Here is a 20,650-nt window from a genome sequence, read left to right as displayed (position 1 = left end):
TGACGGAGTAGAGCAATGATCACTTCTCTTCTCGCCATGGCCGTTGTCCTTGCCTCTGCCACCACGGCTCAGGACATTCCCTCACCCTACAGCGACGCGATCGCTCAGGGTGCGCAGCGCCAGCTTGAGGACAGTCTCAGTCGGCGCCGGCTGCAACAGGCTCGCGAGCGTCAGCGCGGTACTAGCTTGACCGCCGCTGACCGCGACTGACAGCGACGGATCTGCGCCGACGTTCCGCGCTTCGCGGCACAGCACGGACGCAACCATCCGAAGGTGCTCCAGTTGACGGGCATGTGCCGTCGGGGCGGCTACATCCGCTGACGATCAACGCGACCGATCAGCGGCAGCTGAAGCTGGTAGCTACTGAGGCGAGACGCAGCGCCGGACCGTCGCGGAAGGGAGGGACGCTGGTGCGCCCCTCCCCCATCCGCACTCAGGCTGCCGGCATCAGCACCGTATCGACGACGTGGATCACGCCGTTCGACTGACGCACGTCGGCGATCGTCACCCGCGAGGTGCCGCCCTTCGCGTCGGTCAGGATCACGCTCTTGCCGCTCAGTCGCGCGGTCAGCGGCTCGCCCTGCACGGTCGTCAGCGTGGCCGTGCCGCCGCCCGCCTTGATCGCGTCGGTGATCTGGCGCGCGCTCATCGCACCGGCGACCACGTGATAGGTCAGGATGCCGGTCAGCGCCTGCTTGTTCTCCGGCTTGACCAGCGTGTCCACCGTGCCGGCCGGCAGCTTGGCGAAGGCGGCGTTGGTGGGGGCGAAGACCGTGAACGGACCCGGGCCGGACAGCGTCTCGACCAGCCCCGCCGCCTTCACCGCGGCGACCAGGGTCGTGTGGTCCTTCGAGTTCACCGCATTCTCGACGATGGTCTTGTTCGCGTACATCGCCGCGCCGCCGACCCGCGGGTTGGACTGGGCAACGGCCGGGGCCGCCGTGAGCAGGGCCGCCGCAGCCAGCGCGGCACCGAACGAAAGCTTGGTCATGGACAATCCTCTGAATGGCTAACCCGGACGACCGGGCGCGCTCACTACGCGCGATCCCCACGCCGGGATGCGCCACGAACGTCCACTAACGTACGTCAACTTCTGCGATGCACCTTTGGGTACGGTCGCGATCAATTCGACCGCGCCCGAACGCTCAGTCCTCCGCGGCGATCCGCACCCGCATCCCGTCAAGCGCACTCGTGAACTGCAACTGGCACGACAGCCGGGACGTCGCGTCCCGGTCGCTCGCGCTGTCGAGCAGGTCGTCCTCGTCCTCGCTCATCGGAGGCAGTTTGGCGGCAAATTCCGGATCGACATGGACGTGGCAGGTCGCGCAGCTGCAGCAGCCGCCGCACAGCGCCAGGAGCTCGTCGAAACCGTTGTCCCGAATGACTTCCATCACCGACAGCCCCGCTTCGCCCGTGACGGCGCGCTCTTCCCCCTCGCGCGTGGTGACGATCAGCGTCGGCATGGCAGCAACTCTCCTTCGATGAGCAGCGCGCCTTGCCGCCTCTCCGATGACAAGGCAAGGACACGCCGATGGGCCTCTCCGCCGAACAGTTGAAGACCGATATCGATGCGCTCGCCGCGCGCGAGCCGGCATTCGCCGCCGCGCTCGCCCGCGCCGGCTACCCCGCGCCGCGGATCAGCGAGCGGGGCTACGCGACTCTGCTGCGCACCATCATTGGCCAGCAGGTGTCGGTCGCCGCGGCGCAGTCGGTGTGGACCAAGCTGTCGGCGGCGCTCGGCGACCTGACCGATCCGCGCACGATCGCCGGTCACCCCGACGAGGCGTTCCGCGCAGCGGGGTTCTCGCGGCAGAAGACCGGCTACGCCCGCAGCCTGGCCGAGGAGGTGGTGAGCGGTCGCCTCGACCTCGCCAACCTGCCGGCCGACGACGAGGAGGCGATCGCTGCGCTGACACGGGTGAAGGGGATCGGTCGCTGGTCGGCGGAAATCTACCTGCTGTTCGCCGAGGGACGGCCGGACATCTGGCCGGCCGGCGACCTGGCCGTCCAGATCGAGGTCGGCCGCATCCTCGGCCACGCCGAGCGCCCATCGGAGAAACTCACCCGCGAAATCGCCGAACCCTGGCGCCCCTACCGCGGCGCGGCCGCGATCATGACTTGGCACCACTACAAGGTCGACATGGCGGTGATCTGAGCGGGCAGAGGCGCATCAGCGCCTTCGTCTGACGGCGTGGCGACATTTGCACTCAAGCGGCCGCCCCCTATACGTTCCGCTCATGGCCTCCGATCTCTTCGCTTCGCCGTCCGCCGCCGCCGGCAACGACTACAACGCCTCGTCCATCGAGGTGCTGGAGGGGCTGGAGCCGGTCCGGCGGCGGCCGGGCATGTACATCGGCGGCACCGACGAGCGCGCGCTTCATCACTTGGCGGCCGAAGTGCTCGACAACTCGATGGACGAGGCGGTGGCCGGCCACGCCACCCGGATCGAGATCGTGCTGGAGCCGGGCAACCGCATCACGATCACCGACAACGGCCGCGGCATGCCGGTCGACCCGCACCCGAAATTTCCCGACAAGTCGGCGCTGGAGGTGATCCTCTCCACCCTCCACTCGGGCGGCAAGTTCTCCGGCAAGGCCTACGCCACCTCCGGCGGCCTCCACGGCGTCGGCGTCAGCGTCGTCAATGCGCTCAGCAAGGACACGGTGGTGGAGGTCGCGCGCAACAAGACGCTCTACCGCCAGCGCTTCTCACGCGGGCAGACGCTGGGGCCGCTGGAGGCGCTGGGCGGCGCACCCAACCGGCGCGGCACGTCCGTCACCTTCGTGCCCGACGACGAGATCTTCGGGCCCGAGATGCACTTCAAGCCCGCCCGCCTCTACAAGCTCGCGCGCTCCAAGGCCTATCTGTTCGCCGGCGTCGAAATCCGGTGGAAGTGTTCGCCCGAGATCATCACCGATGAGACGCCGGCCGAGGCCGTCTTCCAGTTCCCCGGCGGCCTCGCCGATCACCTGCGCGAGCAGATCGGCGGACGCGAGGCGGCGACCGCGGAGTTCTTCTCGGGCACGCAGGACTTCCCCGACGGTGCCGGCCGCGTCGAATGGGCGGTCGCCTGGCCCTTGTGGTCGGACGGCAGCTACAGCTGGTACTGCAACACCATTCCGACGCCGGACGGCGGCACGCACGAGCAGGGACTGCGCCAGGCGCTGGTCCGCGGCATCCGCGCGTTCGGCGACCTGGTCGGGCAGAAGAAGGCGAAGGACATCACCGCAGACGACGTGATGGTCGGCAGCGAGCTGATGCTGTCCGTCTTCATCCGCGACCCGCAGTTCCAGAGCCAAACCAAGGATCGCCTGACCTCGCCGGAAGCGACGGGCTTGGTCGAGCGCGCGATGCGCGATCACTTCGACCACTTCCTCTCCGACAACATGGAGCGCGGCAAGGCGCTGCTCGGCTACGTGCTCGAGCGGATGGACGATCGCCTCCGCCGCAAGCAGGAGCGCGAGGTCAAGCGCAAGACCGCGACGTCGGGCCGCAAGCTGCGCCTGCCCGGCAAGCTGACCGACTGCGCCGCCGACGCGCCGGAGGGGACCGAGCTGTTCATCGTCGAGGGTGACTCGGCGGGCGGCTCGGCCAAGCAGGCACGTGACCGCAAGACCCAGGCGATCCTGCCGATCCGCGGCAAGATCCTGAACGTCGCTTCCGCCACCAGCGCCAAGATCCTGGCGAACCAGGAGATCGCCGACCTGATCCAGGCGCTCGGCTGCGGCACGCGCAAGGACAACGACGTCACCAACCTGCGCTACGAACGCATCGTCATCATGACCGACGCCGACGTCGACGGTGCCCACATCGCGACGCTGCTGATGACCTTCTTCTTTCAGGAAATGCCCGATCTTGTCCGGCGCGGGCACCTCTACCTGGCACAGCCGCCGCTCTACCGCCTGACGGTCGGCGCCAAGTCGCTCTACGCCCGCGACGATGCGCACCGCGCGGAGATCGAGCGCACCGCCTTCAAGGGCAAGAAGGTTGAGGTCAGCCGCTTCAAGGGCCTGGGCGAGATGAACCCGCAGCAGCTCCGCGAGACCACCATGGACCCGGCGACCCGCAGCATGATCCGCATCACCCTGCCCCAGGAGTATGAGGAGCGCGCGGGCGTGAAGGACCTGGTCGATCGGCTGATGGGCACCAACCCCGCCCACCGCTTCGCCTTCATCCAAGAGAACGCGGCGCGCTTGGAGGAAGACGCGATCGACGCGTGATGGCGGGTCGACCAGGAACTGATGACGCGGCTACGGTGCCGACTGAAGCTTGGCCGATGTCCGCTAATGGTGGAAAGCGGACGTTAAAGAACCACGCCTTGGCGATAGGCCAGCTTCGCACTCCCTCGCGCCTTAGCGCTACGCTTCGTGACTTCTAAGCTAACCTGCTGTCGATCAATGCGGGTTAGCAGCACCCCGAGGCAGTCATACTTTCTCATATCGTCATCAGCGTCAGTCTCGACGTGAAGCTCCAGCCGGTTCGGGTCAGGACCAAAGTTGCGAACGACGGCGTCTTGTCCATAGAAGCGCCGAACCGCCTCCTTGATGAAGTCTCGCTCGCCTTCACGAAGGGGTGCGGGTGTTCTTGGCGTAAGTGGCGGAGAGGCGACCGGCATAACAGTAACTAACCCGCAGACGAATGTCCGCAAGTGGGCGAAAGCGGACGTTGGCCAATTCGCAGAGCCGAACATCCGCAGTCGGGCCACCGCCGTCCTTCAATTCCCGCTGATCAGGTCGCCGAAGCTGCCGAGCGCGCTGCCCTCGCCCCGGTTCGCGCCGCCGCGGCTGCCCGCCGCGGCCAGCATCCGCCCGGCCAGACGCGAGAACGGCAGCGACTGAACCCAGACCTTCCCCGGCCCGGTCAGCCGCGCGAAGAAGGCGCCCTCGCCGCCGAAGATCATGCTCTTCACGCCACCGGCGCGGACCAGGTCGAAGTCGACCGACGGCGTGTAGGCCGCAAGGCAGCCGGTATCGACGTGGAGCTCCTGCCCCGCCGCCAGCTCCCGCTCGACGATCGCCCCGCCCATCTGCACGAACACCCAGCCGTCGCCCGACAGCCGCTGCATGATGAAGCCCTCGCCCCCGAACAGCCCGGTCATGATCTTCTGCTGGAAGTGCACGCCGATCTGCACGCCCTTGGCCGCGCACAGGAAGCTGTCCTTCTGGCAGATCAGCGTGCCGCCCACGCTGTCGAGCTTGAGCGGGATGATCGCGCCTGGCGTAGGGGAAGCGAAGGCGACCCGCGCCTTGCCGCGGCCGTGATGCGTGAACACGGTGGTGAACAGCGACTCGCCCGTTACCAGCCGTTTGCCCGCGCCGAGCAGCTTGCCCATGAACCCGCCGCCCTGGTCGCCCGATCCGTCGCCGAACACGGTCGTCATCTCGATGCTGGCGTCCTTCCACACCAGCGACCCGGCCTCCGCGACCGCACTCTCGCCCGGATCGAGCTCGATCTCGACGAACTGCAGCTCCTGACCCTTGATCTCGTAGTCGATGTCGTCGGACAGGCCGCTCTGACGGTGATGGTGGCGCTCGGTCGCCCAGGGACTCTGTCCTTGCATCGCTTACTTCCTCATCCGTCGTACGTGCTGCCAGCCCAGTCGGATCCGGCGCACCGTCCCGATCAGCATGACGCCGAGCGCGAGCGCGATCAATATCAGCGCCACTTCGCGCGGCAGGGCGGGCAGGAAGGTCGCCCGCGCGATCGCGGCGAGCACGCCCGCGAGCGCGAGCGGCAGCGCGAGGCGCACCGGCCCGAACGCGTGCTGCATGGCGGCGCCGACGTCCGGCGGCAGATCGTCGACCGACGGCCGCTCGCTCACCCGCGCCACTCGTCGCGCAGCAGGCCCCACATCAGGCTGTCGCGCACGCCGATATGCGTCTCCCACTCGGCGCGCAGCCGCGCCTCGCAGGTGAAGCCCAGCCGCTCGAGCAGCGCATTGGAGGCGGCGTTGTCGGGATCGGTGTCGGCGATCACCTTGCGCGCGCCGGCCGCGAAGATCAGCGCGACGAGCCGCTCGACACCCTCCCGCGCGTAGCCATGACCCCAGAAGCGGCGGATCAGCAGATAGCCGATCTCCGTCACGCCCGGGCGCTTGTCGTAGGCGGCGAGCGTCCCGATCACCGCGCCGGACGCCGCCTCGATCATCACCCAGCCGCGGAACGGCGCCTCGTCGGGCGAGCGGGTCAGATAGTCGCGGGTGCGCTCCACGGACGGATGCGGCGCGCTCGACCACCAGGTCATCAGCGCGGCGTCGCCGTACGCCTCATGCAAGGCCTCGGCGTCGCTCACCTCCTGCAACCGCATCCGCAGCCGCGCGCTCTCGAACGTATCGGGCAGCGCCGCCGCGGTCATGCGACCAGCGCGTCGACCAGCGCCTTGACCTTCTTCTGCCGCCACTGCGGCAGCGGCGCGACCAGCCAGTAGCCACGATCGGAGGCGCGCGGCTCCCCCAGCATCGCGACGCGACCCGCCGCCAAGTCGGCGCGGGCGATCAGCTCGGGCACGCACGCGCGCCCCAGCCCCGCCGCCGCCGCCTCGACCGCCAGCCCCGCGTCGGCGACCCGGACCAGCGCGCCGGCATCCTCGCTCAGGCACCCGACCCACGCGATCGGCGTGTCGGCGCTCCCGCCGGGTGCGGCGACGGTCACCATGCCGTCGGCCTCCAGCGCCTCGCCCTCGTGCTCGCCCGGCCCCGTGCCCCAGCGGATCGCGAGGTCGAGGTTTGCTTCGGTGAAGTCGACCTCCTCGTCGCCCACGATCGCGAAGCGCAGCTCCGGGTCGGCCGCGGCGATCGCGGACAGCTTCGGCATCAGCCACTTGGCGGTCAGGTCGCGCGGTGCGGCGATCGTCAGCGCCTTGGACGACTGCCCCGCCTGCATCGCGCGGACCGCCTCCTCGAACTGTAGAAACCCGCCACGCAGCGCGACGAGCCCCGCCTCGCCCTCAGGCGTCAGCTCCAGCCCGCGCGTGGTGCGCCGGAACAGCACGGTGCCGAGCGTTTCCTCCAGCGCGCGGATCTGCTGGCCGACCGCGGCGGGTGTCACCGCCAACTCATCGGCCGCCCGCGTGAACGACAGATGGCGCGCCGCGGCGTCGAGCACGCGCAGGCCGTTCAGGGGAAGGTGGGTTCGCTTCACGCGCCCACCGCCGGTGCCAGCAGCGCGAACTTCGGGATCGCGGCGTCGAAGCGCACACCGTCCGCGCCGATCATCCGGTAGCTGCCCTGCATCGAGCCTGTCGGCGTCGTGAGCGGACAGCCGGAGACGTAGTCGTAGCTGCCGCCCGGCTCGAGGATCGGCTGCTCGCCGACCACACCCTCGCCCTCCACCGTGTGGCGCGCACCGCGACCGTCCGTGATGATCCAGTGGCGGGTGAGCAGCTGCACCGCCTGGTCACCCGTGTTCTCCAGGCGAATGTGGTAGGACCAGAACCACCGCCCGCGCCCCGGCTCCGACTGCTCGGGCAGGTAGCTGACCGCGACCCGCACGACGATGCCGTCGGTCTCGGCCCGATGCGGAAACAGCGCGTCCATCATAGTCCGATCGAACTCAGCGCCTGATCCAGGTCGTCGATCAGGTCGGCAGGATCCTCCAGCCCGACATTGAGGCGCAGCAGACCTTCGCTCACCCCCATCTCGATCCGCTTCTCCTCCGCAACGCCCGAGTGGGTGGTGGAGGCCGGGTGAGTCATCAGCGAGCGCGAGTCCCCGATATTGTTGCTGATGTCGATCAGCCGCAGCGCGTCGAGCAGCGCGTGGGCCTGCGCGCGACCGCCGTCCACCTCCAGCGAGAAGATCGGGCCGGTCATCGCCATCTGGCTCATCGCCAGATCGTGCTGCGGATGGCTCGGCAGTCCGGGATGATTGATCCGCGCGACCCGTCCCTCCAGGAAGCGCCCGACCGCCAGCGCATTCTCGCTCTGCCGGCGGATGCGCAGGTCGAGCGTCTCCAGCCCCTTCAGCACCACCCAGGCGTTGAAGGGGCTGAGCGTCGGCCCGGTGTTGCGGGTGAACGGCAGCAGCACGTCGTTGATGAACGCGGCCGTTCCGCACACCGCACCGGCGAGCACGCGCCCCTGCCCGTCCATCATCTTGGTCGCGGAGTAAGCCACGATGTCGGCCCCGAACTCCATCGGCCGCTGCAGCGCGGGGGTCGCGAACGCGTTATCGACCACGGTCAGCACGCCGCGCTCCCGCGCGATCCCGCACACCGCACGCAGGTCCACGACGTCCATCGTCGGATTGGCCGGGGTCTCGAAGAAGTAGAGCTTGGTGTTCGCCTTTGTCGCGTCGGCGAACGCCTGCGGGTCGCGCGCGTCGATGATCGTCGTCTCGATCCCGAACTTGGGCAGCAGCGTGTCGGTCAGCCACCGGCACGATCCGAACGCCGCGCGGCCCGCGACGACATGGTCGCCGGTCTGGAGCTGGCAGAGCAGCGCCGCGGTCATCGCCGCCATGCCGGTCGCCATCGAACGGCACGCCTCTGCCCCCTCCAGCAGGGCGATCCGCTCCTCCAGCATCTCGACCGTGGGGTTCTGGAGCCGCGAGTAGGTCATCCCCGCCTGCTCGCCCGCGAACCGCGCCGCGGCGTCGGCGGCGCAGTCGTAGGCATAGCCCGAGGTGACGAACATCGCCTCGCTGGTCTCGCCCCACTCGCTGCGCGCGGTGCCGCCGCGGACCGCCAAGGTCGCGGGCCGCCAGCTCGCCGTGATGCTTCTGTCCTGCCCGGTGCGCCGCTTCATGGCGATATGCCTTGCCGGACCGCTCCGCCTGACGCAACTCTCCGCGCCCATGCGCGCCCTGCTCGATCGCTCCGCCTATGCCGCCCTGCTGATCGGCGTGCTCGCGCAGTTGCTGTTCAGCGTGAACCTCGCACGGCCGACCAAGCCGGTCTTTGATGAGGTCCATTACGTTCCCGCCGCGCGCACGCTGCTGGCGCTGGAGCGGCCCGCCAACCCGGAGCACCCGCCGCTCGGCAAGGAATTGATCGCCGGCAGCATCGCCGTGTTCGGCGATACGCCGCTCGGCTGGCGCGCGGCCGCGACGCTCGCAGGAACGGCAACCGTGCTCGGCGTCTTCGCGATCCTGCTGCTGCTGCTCGGGTCGGTCAGGACGGCGAGCTACGGCGCGCTTCTCGCCACACTCAACTTCACCGTCTACGTCCACGCGCGGATCGCAATGCTGGAGCCATTCCTCGGCGCGTTCGTGGTCGGCGGGATCGCGGCGCTACTATGGGCGATGCGCAGCCCGCCCAAGCGGGTCACGCCGCGCTGGGTGCTCGGCAGCCTGCTGCTGGGCCTTGCCACCGCGGTCAAGTGGACCGCCGCGCCCTATGTTGCCTTCGCCGCGATCGGCTTCGTCGCGCTGCGAGTGCGCCGCTCCGACCTGTGGGCAGGACTCACGATCGGGAAGGCGCTCGCGCTACTCGGCGTCGTCAGCCTCGCCGGCTACTTCGCGACTTTCCTGCCCTATTTCTTCCTGCGCGAAGATCCGCTCACGCTGGCCAAGCTGCTGCCGCTGCAGTGGGACATGTACAAGCTGCAGACACAGGTCCTCCAGGCGCATCCGTACCAGTCGGGCTGGCTCAGCTGGCCCTTCGCGATCCGCCCGATCTGGTACCTGTACGAACCCGTCGATGGCGCGGTGCGCGGCATCCTCTACCTCGGCAATCCGCTGGTCATGTGGGGCGGCCTCGTCGCGGTCGCGTGGCTCGGCTGGCACTGGTGGCGCACCCGCGTGCCGGTCGCGGGCGCCCTCGCGCTGCTCTGGGCGGCGAGCCTGGCGATCTGGGCGGCGATCCCGAAGAGCCTCGGCTTCTACTATTACTACCACCTGAGCGGCGTCTTCCTGTGCGTCGCGATCCCCGCCGCCTTCCACCTCCACGCCGGCGCGAAGCCGTCGCGCGCGCTGTTCTGGTTCGCGGTGTTCGCCGGCGCGCTGTTCATCCGCTTCCTGCCGATCCTCTCGGCCGCGGCGCTGCCGAACGATCAGGCGTTCACCCAGTGGATGTGGCTGGATAGCTGGCGGTAGCGTCAGAGCGCCGCCAGCACCGCCTCCCCCATTTCCCGCGTGGTGGTCGCGCCGCCCAGGTCCGCGGTCCGCGCGCCGCCGGTCAGTGCCGCCGCCACCGCCGCCTCGACCCGATCGGCCGCCGCGTCCTGTCCCAGCGAGTGGCGCAGCAGCATCGCCGCCGACAGGATCGCCGCGCACGGATTCGCCTTACCCTGCCCCGCGATGTCGGGGGCGGAGCCGTGGATCGGCTCAAACATCCCCTTCCCCGTGCCGTTCAGCGCGGCGGAAGGAAGCATCCCGATCGATCCGGCGCACATGCTCGCCTGGTCGGACAGGATGTCGCCGAACAGGTTGCCGGTCACGATCACGTCGAATTGCCCGGGCGCCCGCACCAGCTGCATCGCGGCATTGTCGACGTACATGTGGGTGAGCGCGACGTCCGGATAGTCTGCCGCGACGGCCACCACCACGTCGCGCCACAGCTGCGAAGTCTCCAGCACGTTCGCCTTGTCGACCGAGCACAGCCGGCCGCTGCGCCCCCGCGCCGTTTCAAAGCCGACGCGGGCGATGCGGCGCACCTCCTCCTCGTCATAGGCCATGACGTCGAACCCTTGCCGCAGCCCGGCGCTGGTCGTCCGCGTTCCCTTCTCGCCGAAGTAGACGTCGCCGGTCAGCTCGCGGACGATCACTAGGTCGATCGTCCCCGCGACCTCCGGGCGCAGTGCGGATGCGTCCTCCAGCCCCGGAAACAGTCGCGCGGGCCGCAGGTTCGCGAACAGCCCGAGCTGCTTGCGCAGGCCCAGCACCGCCTGCTCGGGCCTGAGCGCGCGGTCCAGATTGTCGAAGGCCGGATCGCCGACCGCGCCGAACAGCACCGCGTCGGCCCGCTCCGCCAGCGCCAGCGTCGCGGGCGGCAGCGGGTGTCCCTCCGCCGCATAGGCCGCGCCGCCGACCAGGCCCTCCTCAAAGGTCAGACCGAGGTCCAGCGCCGCCAGCACGCGCCGCGCCTCCTCCACGACCTCCGGTCCGATCCCGTCGCCGGGCAGCAGGGCGATTAGCGGCATGGTGGTTCCCCGTTCAACGATCACGGGTCGGGTAGAGGATCGCGCGGCCCCGCGTCTACCCCAGCGCCCGCGCGAGCCGCTCGACCAGCCGCGCGCGGGCCGCGAGCGCATCGGCAGCGCGCCCGTGCAGCAGGTCGCGCGCGAGGAAGTGGCCGGTGAGGCGCAAGCCATCGATGATCGCGGCCGGATCGGGCGTGCCACCGGCGGTAAGGAAGCTCGGGAGCGGCAGCAGCTTCGCCTCGTAACCCGTTGCAGCCGCACGACTGACCGCCGCGCCGCTCCTCGGGCTGACGTGGGTGAGGTCGTCGCTCGTTCCCGTCACCACGCACCGCGCCATGTCGAGCCCGAAGCCGAGCTCGGCGAGCAGCAGCAGCTCGTAACGCACCACCGCCCCTGCCCAGCCGCGCGCGCCCGGCGCCGCCTCGATCGCGTCGAGCACGCCGGACAGGCCCTGAAATAGCTGCGGATAGGGCTGCGCGTCCGGGAGCGCCGCGGCGGTCAGCGCCGTCGTCCAGTCGAGCGCCGCTGCCGCCAGCGGCTCGCCGTAGAGCGGCGCGCGGCTGTGGATCAGCTCCACCGTGAGCGCCGGCAACGCCTCCGCGGTCCGCGACCGCCACTCGCCGAGCACGATGTTGGCCGGCTGGAGCACCGGCCGCAACCGCCGCCCGTGCCCGCCGGGCACGTAGCCCGGCTGCACGCCATCGTCCGGGGTCAGCGCGCGCACGATCGCACCATGCTCGCCGTGCGCACGCACGGACAGGACGATGGCGGAGGTGCGGACGTGCATGTGGAGAAAGGTAGGCCTGCTGCTCCCTTCGCGAAAGTGACGGGGATCAGCCCCGCCGCAGCCGCTTCGCCCAGGCCTCGAGCCCGGCCCGCGCCACCACCCGCTTGGCCCCCGCGACCGCGCGGTCGAAGCCGGCGAGTGCCGCCAGTGCCGCCCGGTTCGCCACAGTCGGTCGCAGCAGCAGGAGGTCGACGCACGCGACGCCGCCGGTCGCCAGCGTGCGCTTGTGCTGCCCCTCGCCTTCGGTGAAGTCGTACCGGGCGTGGCGCGCTTCCGCGAACAGGTCGCGGAGCGCCTCGACCTGGAGCAGCGTGCCGACCGACAGCTCGGCGAACGCGGGGTCGTGCCCTACGTAGTCGTAGATCACGTCGCCGCCCACGACCGGGCAGTAGAGATAGGCGGCCGCCACCCCGTCGACATGGAGCGTCCACGCGCGCACCCGGTCCGCCGCGGCCAGCGCCAGCATCTCGGCGACGAACGCCGGCGTGTCGGGCAGCCCGGCGTCCAGCAGCCGCTCCTGATAGGTGGTGGCGGCGATCTCCCGCGCGACGGCATGGAAGGCGGCGAGCTCGTCCGCGGTGCGGTAGCGGGCGACGCGCACCGCGCCGGCCTTCTTCGCCTTGCGCTTCAGCCCAGATCGCGTGCTGCCGCCCAGCCCCGCCCACCACGCGTCGGCCCCGACCGCCAGGTCGACGTAATAGCGGGTGTAGCGCTGCCGCTCATGCACCAGCAGGCCCGGCTGCGCGGCGGCGAGCGCGGGCGCGAGATCGACGGGGAGCGAGGTGACCGACCAGCCGTCCGCCTGCCCGAGCGGCGGCAGCGCCGGCATCCGCCCGGCGAGCGCGTCGGCGAGCGAGCCGATCACCGGGTGCAGCCGCCGCCGGACCGACCACAGCGTCCGCGCCCCGACCCGGAAGCGCAGCGGCAGCGTCAGGGCGGTGCTCACGCCGCACGCTCCGCGACCAGGTTGGACCACAGCTGCTCGGCCTGGCGCAGCCCGGTGCGGACCACGCTCGGGCCGAGCGGCCGGTCGTCCTGCCCGAGTCTCAGCGCCGGGCGATCGGCGAAGTGCGTGGTCGGCAGCACCGCCGCGCGCTCGGCGAGCATCCGGCACAGTGCGGCGAAACGCCGGACATGCACCGCATTCGGCGCGGTGCCGGCGCGGGTCGCCAGTTCGAAGCCGTGGCTGACGATCGTCACCGCCGCGTGTGCCTCCGCCGCCGCATGGTCGAGCGCCGCGCGCATCTCCCCCGCCGACAGCGCACAGAGCTGGAAGTGGCGCAGCCGCCCCGCGCGATCCTCGATCGTGGTGACCGGCACCTCGACCACCCCGCGGTAAGTGACCGGCGCGATCTGCCGCACCGGCAGCCCGATCGCGCTCGGCCACGGGTGCTCCGCGCCGTTGTGGCTGCTGTCACAGGCGAAGCCGAGCGTCGCCAGTGCGTCCAGCGTGTCGTCGTTCGCGGCGTAGCTGCCCGCGCGGAACGCGACCGGCGCCGGCGCTCCCGCCGCCATCAGCAGGTCGCGCGCCTCCGTCAGCAGGTCCCCCTGCTCGTCACGCCCGAAGTCGATCAGCTCGAAGCGGCCGTGCCGCGTCCGGTCCGCGGCGTCCGCGCCCTGCCAGTTCGGATGGAGGTGGAGCTGCACCTCCTGCCCCGCCGCCAGGATCGCCTCGACAACGGGCGCGATCACGCCCGCGCCGTAGACGGCGGCCGGCATCGGATCGACGAAGAACGTCGCCTTCAGCCCGTGCGCGGCGAGCTGGCGCAGCTGCCACGTCACCCCCACCCCCGCCGGCTCCAGCGACCGGCGCGCGATCTCCGCCGGCGCGTACCCCGCGGCATGGTGCCGCCACATCAGCTCGGTATCGATGGTGAGGAAGACGGGCGTCATGCGCGCCCGGGTAGCGCGCGAGGGGTGAAGATTGCGGAAACGGCGTCAGCCGGTCGCAGCAGCCTTCTTCAGCACAAGTTCCCGCTGCGCGCGGTCGCTGGTGACATCCTGGAACGCGACGCCCGTCATCCCGGCGGCCAGGACGCGCTCGGCCAGCGCGTCTCCGGCGATAATCGCCTGGCTATGCGCGGCGCGGAACAGCGGGACGTCGGCCGCGAAGTCGTCCCGCCAGTATTGGCGACGCTCCGGCGTCAGCAGCACGCCCTCCCCGATCGACCCGTCGCGCCGCTGCATGGGCACCCGCTCATGCGCCGTTTGCCGCAGGTCGATCAGCGGACGTACCTGGACCGGCGTCATGTTGCGGTAATCCTGCGCGATGACGTCGGGGGTAGAATGGCGGGCGTCGACCGGCAGGTACCGGACCACCTCCGGCGGCAACGCCAGGACCTCGCGCAGCGCCGCGGACGCGAAGCTGTATCCGCTCCACAGGAAATAGTCGGGGGCAAGGCCGGGGCGGCTAAGCAAGAGCTCGATCGGAGGCGTCGGCTCCAGCTCGACTGTGCCGTCCTCCACCGCCGCGAACGCGTCGGACCGCCGCCACTGGAACGGGGTCAGGACCTCGTCGTTGGCGAAGCCGATCTGCGGCGGCTCGGCCGCGAAGGCCGACAGCAGCGCGTCCAGCGTCGCGGCGTCGGTTCCCCAGACCCAGCCCGTGAAGGTCACTCAGCGTACCGTCGGATGGTAGCCGCCCGCGGGGTTGAGCAGCGACGCCGTCATCGCCCGTTCGATCCCGCTCAACGACAGCCTGATCTGGGCATCGGTCATGGTCGCTCCATTCGCGCGCAGGTGGCCCAGCCGGGCGGCGACGTCGGCACTGTAGGCAGGGTGCGCGCTGTTGTGAATGGGGCGCAGGCCGCTGTTCGGCGGCGACACATAGGTGGCACGATCGGCCGGCAACGCCATGAGGTTCTCCGCCGAATCAAGCTTCCAGCCCGAGCGGGCGATGGCGATCTGCACGGCGGGCGGCAGGTTCGCGATCTCGGCGAACGGGATCAGGTGATGTGCCTGCCAGTTCTGCATGCGGGTACCCGCCGCGACCAGCGCGCGGGCGTTGGTCGAGTGGGTGCTGAGCGCCGGGCTGACCGCCGATCGCCGTTCCACGACGTTGGGGTTGGCGACCGCGTCGTTCGCCACCGCGATCAGCGCGCGCTGGGCGGCGACATCCCCGCGATCGGCCCGCAGCGTCGCGCCCGGATGGGCACGCTCATAGGCCATGACCGCCTGCGCCCCCCGCCCATTGGCCGCGCCGGAGAACGGCATGTCGCTGAGCAGCGGCATCTTGTATGTCGCCCAGACGAAGGCGCGTGCACCAAGCAGGTCGGCTGCGTTGTTGCGGTCGAGCTTGAAGCGGTCGATCACTCCTTCGATCTGGCGGAACTCCGCCAGGCCGCGCAGCATCTCCATCACCTGCGCGGCAGTGGCGATCGGTCCGCCCGGCAGCCGCACCGAGCCTCGCGGGATGGCTACACCGCCACCGCCAAGGGGCAGTGTCGCGGCGCCGGCCTGGGCCAGCTGCACGCGCCCGCCAAGCGCGTCAGCCCCGAACTGCTCAAAACCGCGAAGGGTGTTGCCCTGCGCAATCGGGCTGAGCGCGGCGCCCTGCGGTATCGAGAGGTCATACGGGATGAGATCGTTGTTCGCGGACGATCCGCCCAGGGACGACGATCGCGACAGCGTTGCGATGCTCAGCGACACGTGACTGCTCCAGCCTGTTTCGTAAAGGCGTATTGCTGATTCCCTCCGGCAGCACTCTAGGCGTTACGCTGAGGAGGAGCGACGGACGAGGAAGCGCCGCGTCTTCGGTCGGTGTTATGCCAGCGGGCCGCGCTTGCGTGAGGTGCGATCAGCGGCAGGCCTCGCGCCGCGGCAAAGCCGCGTCGTCGTTCGGGGCGCCGCCCCGTTGGCGGCCCGAGGGGCTGCGGCCGTCACCGAACCTTTCCTACACGCACCCGATCTGTCAGGCTCCACCCAACTCGGCTCTTTCCCATCGTCGGCACCCAGCACCCCGCGACGCGCTCCCGCGCGCGCATGCGAACGACGTGCGACTTTCGCCAGGGCCCGGGCGAAATCGCGCGAGCACCGAAGTTCCCGCAACTTCGCCTCCAGGCGCACTCTTCCTTGGACTAACCTTAGCCTAACCTTTCGCCCCGCCCCTCAGCGCGCATGGTAGAAATCATACACCTGCTGCGCCACGCCCGCACTCACCCCCGGCGCCTTCTGCAGGTCGGCCAGGCTCGCATTCCGCACCGCCCGCGCGGTGCCGAAGTGCATCAGCAGCGCCTTCTTGCGCGCCGGACCGATGCCGGGCACCTCGTCCAGCGGGCTCGCGCCGATCGCCTTAGCGCGCTTGTCGCGGTGCGCGCCGATCGCGAAGCGGTGGACCTCGTCGCGCAGGCGCTGGAGGTAGAACAGCAGTGGCGAGTTGACCGGCAGCGTCAGCTCGCGCCCGTCCAGCAGGTGGAACACCTCCCGCCCCTCGCGCCCGTGATGCGGGCCCTTCGCCACGCCCACCAAGCACACGTCCTCGATGCCGAGATCCTCCAGCACCGCCTTCGCGGCGTTGAGCTGCCCGCGCCCGCCGTCGAGCAGCACCAGGTCGGGCCAGCTGTCGCCGTCGCGGTCGGGGTTCTCGTCCAGCGCGCGGGCAAAGCGGCGGCCGAGCACCTCGCGCATCATCGCATAGTCGTCGTCGGTCGCCGCCTGCTTGATGTTCCACTTGCGGTACTGGCCCTTGCGGAACCCCTCCGGCCCCGCGACCACCATCGCGCCCAGGGCGTTGGTGCCCTGGATGTGGCTGTTGTCGTAGACCTCGATCCGCTGCGGCGGCTCGGCCAGCTCGAACAGCTCGGCCAGCTCGCGGTTGAGCCGCGCCTGGGTGGTCGACTCCGCCAGCCGCCGCTCCAGGGCCTCCTTGGCGTTGCGGCAGGCCTGCTCCATCAGCCGCTTGCGCGTGCCCCGCTGCGGCACCGACAGCGCCACCTTGTGCCCGGCCCGCTCGCCCAGCGCCTCGCCCAGCAGCTCCGCCTCCGGCAGCTCGCGGTCGACCAGGATCGAGCGCGGCGGCGGAACTTCCTCGTAGAACTGCGCCAGGAATTGCAGCAGCACCTCTTCCTCCGGCACCTCGCCGGTGTGCGCGGGGAAGAAGCTGCGGTGCCCCCAATTCTGCCCGCCGCGAATGAAGAACGCCTGGATGCCCATCACGCCTTCGTGGCTCGCCAGCGCGAAGATGTCGGCGTCGCCCACGCCCTCGGCGTTGATGAACTGGCTGCCCTGGATGAAGGTGAGCGCCTTCAGCCGGTCGCGCAGCACCGCGGCCAGCTCGAAGTCCATGTTCTCGGCCGCCGCCTGCATCTGAGCGCCCAGCTTGGCCTGAACGTCGGTCGCCTTACCCGCCAGGAACTTGCGCGCGTCGGCCAGCAGGTCGCTGTAGCCGTCCTTGTCGATCCGCCCGACGCACGGCGCCGAGCAGCGCTTGATCTGGTAAAGCAGGCACGGGCGATCGCGCGTCTTGAAGAAGCCGTCGGTGCAGGAGCGAAGCAGGAACAGCTTCTGAAGCGCGTTGAGCGTGTTGTTGACCGACCCCGCGCTCGCGAACGGGCCGTAATAGTCGCCCTTCGCCCGCCTGGCGCCGCGGTGCTTCTGGATGCGCGGGAAGTCGTGGTCGGCGCGCAGCAGGATGAACGGGAAGCTCTTATCATCGCGCAGCAGCACGTTGTACGGCGGGCGGTAGCGCTTGATCAGCTGCGCCTCCAGCAGCAGCGCCTCCGCCTCGTTGTTGGTCGTGACGATCGTCATCGAGCGCGTCTGCGCGACCATCCGCTGGAGCCGTTTCGAGAGCCGTGCGACCTGGGTGTAGTTGCTGACCCGACTCTTCAGCGCGCGCGCCTTCCCGACGTAGAGCACGTCGCCTTTGGCGTCCTGCATCCGGTACACGCCCGGCTTCAGCGGCAGCGTTCGTACGACGTTGCGGATCGCCGCCTCGCCCGCCGCCAGGTCGGGCGTGTCGGAGCCGCGCACCGTATAGGTGGCCGCTTCCTCGTTGAACCTGTTGGGCGAAGTCCGGTCGATCACCGAAGCGATCTAGGAACCGATTGAGTCCAGGGCAATCTCGCGTAGCATCGCCGCGTCGTCCGGGGAGAGTCGCCGTGAAGCCATTGATCGCCATCGCTTTGCTGACCGCACCGGCCGCGCTCGCTGCGCAGGCGGCGTCACCGCAGGTGGCGGCGGCCCTGGCCGACGCGACCCGCCCGCCCGCCGACACCGCGCGTGACGCGGCGCGCAAACCGGCCGACTTCCTCGCCTTCGCCGGGATCACGCCGGGAATGAAGGTCGCCGACTATATCATGGGCGGCGGCTACTGGACGCGGCTCCTGTCGGGCGTCGTCGGCCCGGCCGGGAAGGTCTACGCCTACCAGCCCGCCGAGTTCATCGCCTTCCGCGCCGCCTACGGCACCGAGCAGGAGGCGGCGGTGAAGGGCCGCGGCAACGTCGTCGCGCTGCGCGCCGGCATCGCCGAGCTCACCTTTCCCGAGCCGCTCGACGCGATCGTCACCGTGCAGAACTGGCACGACCTCCACCTGAAGATGGCACCGGCCAACACCGGCGAATATGTCGCGGGCAAGCTGTTCGCGGCGCTCAAGCCCGGCGGCGTGCTGATCGTCGCCGACAATGCGAGCGCCGCGGGCGCCGGCTTCACCGCCGCGGACAGCCTGCACCGCGCCGAGGGCGCGGCGGTGCGCGCGGAGATCGAGTCGGCGGGCTTCACCTTTGCGGGCGAGACCCGAATGTGGGCCAACCCGGCCGATCCGAAGACGAAGATCGTCTTCGATCCCAGCATCCGCGGCAAGGCCGACCAGTTCGTCTACAAGTTTCGCAAGCCGGGCTGACCCGGCCGGATCGCTACTACGCCATCCGCTCCTTCACCACCCGCTCCAGCACCGCGAGCGGCATGGCCCCCAGCCGCAGCACGTCGTGGAACGCCTTTGGCTCCCAGCGGCTGCCCGCCTTCGCCTTTGCGGCGTCACGCAGTTCGACCCACTTGGTGTGGCCGATCTTGTAGCTGCACGCCTGCCCCGGCCACACGGTGTAGCGGTCGATCTCCCCCTGGCTGCGCCCGCGCGCGATGCCGGTGGTGGCGATGAGGTAGTCGGTCGCCTTCTCCCGGCTCCAGCGTTTCGCGTGCATGCCTGAGTCTACCACCAGTCGGGTGGCGCGGAACAGCAGCGACTGGAGGTAGCCGACCTGCCCGAGCGGATCGCCCTCGTACACCCCCATCTCGTCCGCCAACTGCTCGGTGTAGAGCGCCCAACCCTCCGAATAGCCGCTGAACCCGCCGCGGCGGCGGATCAGCGGGATGTCGCCGCTCTCCAGCGCGGTCATCACCTGCAGATGGTGGCCCGGCACCGCCTCGTGATAGCTGAGCGTGGCGAGCCCGAACTTCGGCCGGTCGAACGTGTCTCGCAGGTTGATGAAGTAGATGCCCGGCCGCGAACCGTCGACCGACGCCGCCTGATAGTAACCGCCAGGCGACCCCGCCTGGATCGCCGGCGGCACCCGGCGTACCTCGACCGGCGCCTTCGGCAGCGTCCCGAACTGTTCGGGCAAGCGCGCGTACATCGCCTTCACCTGGCCGTTGAGCGCGGCGAGCAACTCGGCGCGGCCGGCGTCGGTGTTCGCGAAGAGCTGGTCGGGGCGCTGGTTGAGCGCCACCAGCCGGGCGCCGACTGTCCCCTGCGTCATGCCCTGCGCGCGCAGGATACCGTCGATCCGACTGCTGATCTCCGCGACCTGCACCACGCCCAGCCGGTGGATCTCGTCGCCGCTCAGCCGGACGGTGGTCGCCGCCTCCGCGGCGGCGGCGTAGTAGGCGTCGCCGTCGGGCAACCGCCAGCAGCCGGCGTCGTGGGTCGCCTTCGCCCGCAGCTCGGTCACCAGCGCGCGCTGTCGGTCAAGCGCGGGATAGACCTCACCAGCCATGATCGCGCTCGCCTCCGCGACCCGCGCGTCGGGCAGGTTCGCGGCCTTCAGCTTGGCCGCGAGCGACGCCACCGGCCCGCTCGCGGCAGCCGGCACGTCACGCACCGCGGCGAGCTGCTTCAGCGTCGTGTCGAGGATGTAGTCGGGCGCGAACACGCCCTTGGCCGCATCTGCCCGCTGGCGGTCCGTCTCGTCGTTGACCTGCTTGGCGAAGCCGCGGAGCCGCGACAGATAGGCGTCGGCATCGACCGCGTCGCGCACGCGGTGCTGGGTATCAAGGAAGTCCGGCACGTCACGGTACGCGCCGCTCAGCTGGCTGAGCACATAAGGTGCGTAGCGGCCGCCGCCCGACCCGTAGCGGAACCGCTCGGCCCCGCGGACCGCGCCGTCGAGCTGATAGACGACGACGTCGTAGTCGATCTGCGCGCGCGGGCTGAGCGCTGCCCGGTTGACCCCCGCCAGCAGCGCGCGCTCGGCCCGGGTCCGCGCCTGGCGACGCGCGATCCCGGCGGCGGACACGTCGGCGAGCGCGCCGCGCGCCGCCACCCGCGCCCCCGTGTCCAGCCCGAGCTGGGTCACGCTCTCAGGCGCGTCGGCAAGCCGGTCATAGAAGATCTTGTCGAGCAGCGCACGGAAGGCGGCGTCACCCGCTCCGGCGGGCTGCTGCGCCCAAGCGCCGCCGCCGGGGATGATCGAGGTGGCGACGAGCGCGCCACCACCGGCAAGAACAGTACGACGCTTCACTGCACAACCTCATCGAACAGGGTGGAACCCGATCCCTGCCGGGCCGGTCGTGACGGCGAGCGTAGCGGCTCCGCGGGGCCGCGCAAGCACGCGCCGACGTGACGTGACACTGTA

The 20,650-nt window shown here is 70.3% G+C and carries 21 protein-coding genes; 5 read left to right on the top strand and 16 right to left on the bottom strand.

The window, feature by feature from the left end; translation table 11 throughout:
• Positions 1 to 15 precede the first annotated feature (15 nt).
• Positions 16 to 210 (top strand): hypothetical protein, encoded by a 195-nt coding sequence (locus CRO12_RS17805; protein WP_144033631.1) that lies wholly within the window; start codon positions 16 to 18, stop codon positions 208 to 210.
• Between the two features lie 223 nt (positions 211 to 433).
• Here CRO12_RS17805 and CRO12_RS17175 read toward each other — a convergent pair whose 3' ends face one another.
• Positions 434 to 991 (bottom strand): fasciclin domain-containing protein, encoded by a 558-nt coding sequence (locus CRO12_RS17175; protein ID WP_097065232.1) that lies wholly within the window; start codon positions 989 to 991, stop codon positions 434 to 436.
• Between the two features lie 154 nt (positions 992 to 1,145).
• Positions 1,146 to 1,463 (bottom strand): 2Fe-2S iron-sulfur cluster-binding protein, encoded by a 318-nt coding sequence (locus CRO12_RS17170; RefSeq protein ID WP_097065231.1) that lies wholly within the window; start codon positions 1,461 to 1,463, stop codon positions 1,146 to 1,148.
• A 68-nt stretch (positions 1,464 to 1,531) separates the two neighbouring features.
• On the opposite strand from CRO12_RS17170, the gene CRO12_RS17165 reads away from it, so the two are divergent.
• Together CRO12_RS17165 and parE are read left to right on the top strand one after the other, a co-directional pair.
• Positions 1,532 to 2,155, top strand: a complete 624-nt coding sequence (locus tag CRO12_RS17165; RefSeq protein WP_097065230.1) for a DNA-3-methyladenine glycosylase family protein — start codon at positions 1,532 to 1,534, stop codon at positions 2,153 to 2,155.
• Between the two features lie 82 nt (positions 2,156 to 2,237).
• Positions 2,238 to 4,220 (top strand): DNA topoisomerase IV subunit B, encoded by a 1,983-nt coding sequence (gene parE, locus CRO12_RS17160; protein WP_097065229.1) that lies wholly within the window; start codon positions 2,238 to 2,240, stop codon positions 4,218 to 4,220.
• A 494-nt stretch (positions 4,221 to 4,714) separates the two neighbouring features.
• On the opposite strand, the gene CRO12_RS17155 is transcribed toward parE, so the two are convergent.
• Genes CRO12_RS17155 through CRO12_RS17130 form a run of 6 tightly spaced genes read right to left on the bottom strand, consistent with a single transcriptional unit; the run spans position 4,715 to position 8,742 of the window.
• Complete coding sequence (locus CRO12_RS17155; protein ID WP_097065228.1) at positions 4,715 to 5,560, bottom strand: TIGR00266 family protein; 846 nt, start codon at positions 5,558 to 5,560, stop codon at positions 4,715 to 4,717.
• A 3-nt stretch (positions 5,561 to 5,563) separates the two neighbouring features.
• A complete protein-coding gene (locus tag CRO12_RS17150) occupies positions 5,564 to 5,821 on the bottom strand; it encodes a hypothetical protein (RefSeq protein ID WP_144033630.1) in 258 nt (85 codons plus the stop codon).
• Positions 5,818 to 6,354, bottom strand: coding sequence for a GNAT family N-acetyltransferase (locus CRO12_RS17145; RefSeq protein ID WP_097065226.1), 537 nt, complete (start codon positions 6,352 to 6,354; stop codon positions 5,818 to 5,820). The genes CRO12_RS17150 and CRO12_RS17145 overlap by 4 nt, the downstream gene beginning before the upstream one ends.
• Positions 6,351 to 7,139, bottom strand: coding sequence for a LysR family transcriptional regulator (locus tag CRO12_RS17140; RefSeq protein WP_097065225.1), 789 nt, complete (start codon positions 7,137 to 7,139; stop codon positions 6,351 to 6,353). The genes CRO12_RS17145 and CRO12_RS17140 overlap by 4 nt, the downstream gene beginning before the upstream one ends.
• Positions 7,136 to 7,534 carry a Co2+/Mg2+ efflux protein ApaG gene (apaG, locus tag CRO12_RS17135; RefSeq protein ID WP_097065224.1) on the bottom strand — a complete coding sequence of 133 codons (399 nt, stop codon included), beginning with the start codon at positions 7,532 to 7,534 and terminating at the stop codon, positions 7,136 to 7,138. The genes CRO12_RS17140 and apaG overlap by 4 nt, the downstream gene beginning before the upstream one ends.
• Positions 7,534 to 8,742 carry a trans-sulfuration enzyme family protein gene (locus CRO12_RS17130; RefSeq protein WP_097065223.1) on the bottom strand — a complete coding sequence of 403 codons (1,209 nt, stop codon included), beginning with the start codon at positions 8,740 to 8,742 and terminating at the stop codon, positions 7,534 to 7,536. The genes apaG and CRO12_RS17130 overlap by 1 nt, the downstream gene beginning before the upstream one ends.
• On the opposite strand from CRO12_RS17130, the gene CRO12_RS17125 reads away from it, so the two are divergent.
• On the top strand, positions 8,711 to 10,030 hold the full coding sequence (locus CRO12_RS17125; RefSeq protein ID WP_245858596.1) for a phospholipid carrier-dependent glycosyltransferase: 1,320 nt from the start codon (positions 8,711 to 8,713) through the stop codon (positions 10,028 to 10,030). The two genes, CRO12_RS17130 and CRO12_RS17125, sit on opposite strands and share 32 nt — an antisense overlap.
• Before the next feature lie 2 nt (positions 10,031 to 10,032).
• On the opposite strand, the gene leuB is transcribed toward CRO12_RS17125, so the two are convergent.
• From leuB to uvrC, 7 genes are all read right to left on the bottom strand, one after another.
• Positions 10,033 to 11,076, bottom strand: coding sequence for a 3-isopropylmalate dehydrogenase (leuB, locus tag CRO12_RS17120; RefSeq protein WP_097065221.1), 1,044 nt, complete (start codon positions 11,074 to 11,076; stop codon positions 10,033 to 10,035).
• Between the two features lie 55 nt (positions 11,077 to 11,131).
• On the bottom strand, positions 11,132 to 11,863 hold the full coding sequence (gene recO, locus CRO12_RS17115; RefSeq protein ID WP_097065220.1) for a DNA repair protein RecO: 732 nt from the start codon (positions 11,861 to 11,863) through the stop codon (positions 11,132 to 11,134).
• 46 nt (positions 11,864 to 11,909) lie between these two features.
• A complete protein-coding gene (locus tag CRO12_RS17110) occupies positions 11,910 to 12,809 on the bottom strand; it encodes a GNAT family N-acetyltransferase (protein ID WP_097065219.1) in 900 nt (299 codons plus the stop codon).
• The gene (locus tag CRO12_RS17105) at positions 12,806 to 13,756 is read right to left on the bottom strand and encodes a polysaccharide deacetylase family protein (protein ID WP_097065218.1); all 951 of its coding nucleotides are present in this window, start codon (positions 13,754 to 13,756) and stop codon (positions 12,806 to 12,808) included. The genes CRO12_RS17110 and CRO12_RS17105 overlap by 4 nt, the downstream gene beginning before the upstream one ends.
• Before the next feature lie 45 nt (positions 13,757 to 13,801).
• Positions 13,802 to 14,479, bottom strand: coding sequence for an imm11 family protein (locus tag CRO12_RS17100; RefSeq protein WP_097065217.1), 678 nt, complete (start codon positions 14,477 to 14,479; stop codon positions 13,802 to 13,804).
• Positions 14,480 to 15,511, bottom strand: coding sequence for an AHH domain-containing protein (locus tag CRO12_RS17095; protein ID WP_097065216.1), 1,032 nt, complete (start codon positions 15,509 to 15,511; stop codon positions 14,480 to 14,482).
• A 459-nt stretch (positions 15,512 to 15,970) separates the two neighbouring features.
• The gene (gene uvrC / locus CRO12_RS17090; RefSeq protein ID WP_097065215.1) at positions 15,971 to 17,887 is read right to left on the bottom strand and encodes an excinuclease ABC subunit UvrC; all 1,917 of its coding nucleotides are present in this window, start codon (positions 17,885 to 17,887) and stop codon (positions 15,971 to 15,973) included.
• Between the two features lie 74 nt (positions 17,888 to 17,961).
• Here uvrC and CRO12_RS17085 point away from each other — a divergent pair, with 74 nt between their 5' ends.
• A complete protein-coding gene (locus CRO12_RS17085; RefSeq protein WP_097065214.1) occupies positions 17,962 to 18,702 on the top strand; it encodes a class I SAM-dependent methyltransferase in 741 nt (246 codons plus the stop codon).
• A gap of 16 nt (positions 18,703 to 18,718) precedes the next feature.
• On the opposite strand, the gene CRO12_RS17080 is transcribed toward CRO12_RS17085, so the two are convergent.
• A complete protein-coding gene (locus CRO12_RS17080) occupies positions 18,719 to 20,536 on the bottom strand; it encodes a DUF885 domain-containing protein (protein WP_097065213.1) in 1,818 nt (605 codons plus the stop codon).
• Positions 20,537 to 20,650: the final 114 nt, after the last annotated feature.

This window comes from Sphingomonas guangdongensis (assembly GCF_900199185.1).
GTDB lineage: Bacteria > Pseudomonadota > Alphaproteobacteria > Sphingomonadales > Sphingomonadaceae > Sphingomonas > Sphingomonas guangdongensis.
This window is presented reverse-complemented; position numbering and strand designations above follow the sequence as displayed.

Excerpts from the sequence above, each read along its gene's own strand:
- CRO12_RS17155 (WP_097065228.1), bottom strand. The coding sequence starts at position 5,560 with ATGCAAGGACAGAGTCCCTGGGCGACCGAGCGCCACCATCACCGTCAG.
- CRO12_RS17130 (WP_097065223.1), bottom strand. The coding sequence starts at position 8,742 with ATGAAGCGGCGCACCGGGCAGGACAGAAGCATCACGGCGAGCTGGCGG.
- recO (WP_097065220.1), bottom strand. The coding sequence starts at position 11,863 with ATGCACGTCCGCACCTCCGCCATCGTCCTGTCCGTGCGTGCGCACGGC.
- CRO12_RS17165 (WP_097065230.1), top strand. The coding sequence starts at position 1,532 with ATGGGCCTCTCCGCCGAACAGTTGAAGACCGATATCGATGCGCTCGCC.
- CRO12_RS17105 (WP_097065218.1), bottom strand. The coding sequence starts at position 13,756 with ATGACGCCCGTCTTCCTCACCATCGATACCGAGCTGATGTGGCGGCAC.
- CRO12_RS17175 (WP_097065232.1), bottom strand. The coding sequence starts at position 991 with ATGACCAAGCTTTCGTTCGGTGCCGCGCTGGCTGCGGCGGCCCTGCTC.
- leuB (WP_097065221.1), bottom strand. The coding sequence starts at position 11,076 with ATGCCGCTAATCGCCCTGCTGCCCGGCGACGGGATCGGACCGGAGGTC.
- CRO12_RS17145 (WP_097065226.1), bottom strand. The coding sequence starts at position 6,354 with ATGACCGCGGCGGCGCTGCCCGATACGTTCGAGAGCGCGCGGCTGCGG.
- parE (WP_097065229.1), top strand. The coding sequence starts at position 2,238 with ATGGCCTCCGATCTCTTCGCTTCGCCGTCCGCCGCCGCCGGCAACGAC.
- CRO12_RS17170 (WP_097065231.1), bottom strand. The coding sequence starts at position 1,463 with ATGCCGACGCTGATCGTCACCACGCGCGAGGGGGAAGAGCGCGCCGTC.
- apaG (WP_097065224.1), bottom strand. The coding sequence starts at position 7,534 with ATGGACGCGCTGTTTCCGCATCGGGCCGAGACCGACGGCATCGTCGTG.
- CRO12_RS17805 (WP_144033631.1), top strand. The coding sequence starts at position 16 with ATGATCACTTCTCTTCTCGCCATGGCCGTTGTCCTTGCCTCTGCCACC.
- CRO12_RS17125 (WP_245858596.1), top strand. The coding sequence starts at position 8,711 with ATGCTTCTGTCCTGCCCGGTGCGCCGCTTCATGGCGATATGCCTTGCC.